Source organism: Pelomonas sp. Root1217, from assembly GCF_001425705.1.
Classification (GTDB): Bacteria; Pseudomonadota; Gammaproteobacteria; order Burkholderiales; family Burkholderiaceae_C; genus Pelomonas.
Window position 1 is genome coordinate 1 of the sequence record NZ_LMDC01000019.1, and the last position, 1,835, is coordinate 1,835.

The 1,835-nt window shown below is 66.8% G+C and carries 1 protein-coding gene; it reads right to left on the bottom strand.

Features of this window, described 5'->3' with window-relative positions:
- Window positions 1-138: 138 nt before the first annotated feature.
- The gene (locus tag ASC95_RS14305; protein ID WP_157256323.1) at window positions 139-1,635 is read right to left on the bottom strand and encodes a GH1 family beta-glucosidase; all 1,497 of its coding nucleotides are present in this window, start codon (window positions 1,633-1,635) and stop codon (window positions 139-141) included.
- Window positions 1,636-1,835: the final 200 nt, after the last annotated feature.

Genomic DNA, 1,835 nt, shown 5'->3' on the forward strand with positions numbered 1-1,835 from the left:
CCTGGTAGGCCAGCGACGGGTAGAGCCAGTGGCCCCACATGTCCAGGATGGAGCCCAGGCCGAAGCCGATCTTCTGCCGCATGGGCAGGCGGTCGGCGACGGGCGGCACGGCTTGCGCCAGATGGAGGGTGCTGGCGTTCACAGGATGCACCGCTCGCGCATGACTTCGGCGTAGTAGCGGGCCGACAGTTTGGGCGTGCGCACCTGCGTGGCGTAATCGCAGTGCACGATGCCAAAGCGCCGCTGGTAGCCGTCTTCCCACTCGTAGTTGTCGATGAAGCTCCACAGGAAGTAGCCCTTCAGCGGCACGCCGTCGGCGATCGCGCGGTGGGCTTCGCGCAGATGGTTGCGCAGGAAGTCGCGGCGGTGCAGGTCCAGCACCTCGCCGTTCACGACCGGCTCGTCGTTGTAGCCGCAGCCGTTTTCGGTGATGAAGAGCGACTGGTGGCCGTAGAGCTCGGCGCAAAAGCGCGTGGCCCAGTAGATGGACTGGGGTGCGATATGCAGCCAGGGGCTGTCGGCCCTGGGATAGTTGGCGGGCAGGGGCACGGCCTCCCAGGCCTGGATGCCGTCCCTGCTGGCGCGCACATAGGTGCCGGTGTAGATGTTCAGCCCGAGGTGATCGGTCGCCAGGCTGATGAGGTCGAAGTCGCCCGGGCGCACGTCCGGCGCATCGGGGCCGACGCGTTCGAGATACTCGGCCGGATAGTGACCAGCGTGCATCGCGCCCAGCACATGCGCGTTCTTTTCCAGGAACCACGCCTTGGCTGCGGCGATGTCCGCGGGCGTCTCGGTGACAGGGATGCACACGTCGCAGTTGTCGGTCAGGCCGACCACAGCGCCCGCGCCACCGAACTCGCGCACCGCGCGCACGCCGTGGCCATGGCACAGCAGCGCGTGGTGGAAGGTCTGGTTGACGACGGCCGTGCTCTCCTTGCGGCCCGGCGCCTTGGTGCCATAGCCATAGGCCAGCTGCGTGAAGCAGCGGATCTCGTTCATCGTGATCCAGTGTTTCACCTCACCGGCGAAGGCCTTGACGACCGTGTCGGCATAGCGGGCGAAGGCGTCGACCGTGACGCGCGACGTCCAGCCGCCGCGGTCCTCCAACGACTGCGGCAGGTCCCAGTGGAAGAGTGTTACCCACGGCTCGATGCCGTGCTTCTTCATGCTGGCGAACAGGCGGTGATAGAAGTCCAGGCCGGCCTGGTTCAGCTCGCCGTCGCCGTTCGGGTAGATGCGCGGCCAGGCCAGCGACAGGCGGTAGTTCCTGACGCCCAGCGAGGCCATCAGCGCGAAGTCGTCGTCGAAGCGGTTGTAGTGGTCGCAGGCGACGTCCAGCGTGTCGTCGTCATGCACTTTGCCCGGTGTGCGGCAGAAGCGGTCCCAGATGGATTCGCCCTTGCCGTCGGTGAAGGCAGCGCCCTCGATCTGCGGTGCAGCGGCGGCAACACCGAAGACGAAGTCGGCGGGGAAGGGGCTGGAATAAGTCAGCATCGCGCTGTTGCGCGCCTCGCTGCCCAAGGCACTTGCCGGGGTCGCGGCGCTGCCTTTGATGACGGGGGCGATGCCGGTGTGGCGAGCAGTTGCGGGTGCGACCGGCACGAAGTCGGGCAGCAAAGGGAGGGCGTGAGTCATGGCAGGGCGTCGGCCTGTTGTTTTGAAGGCCGTTCAGCCACAGAAGCGATTGACCAGGTTCTCGAAGACTTCCTGGCGGCCGGACACAGGCGCCACGTCGGCGTTGGCAATGAGCACCTGCTCAGCCAGGTCGTTGAGCGAGCGTCGGCCGTTGAGGATGTCCTGGCCGGCAGCCGCGTCCCAGCCGGCGTAGCGGCTGT

Coding starts and splice junctions, on each gene's coding strand:
- ASC95_RS14305 (WP_157256323.1), bottom strand. CDS start 1,635: ATGACTCACGCCCTCCCTTTGCTGCCCGACTTCGTGCCGGTCGCACCC.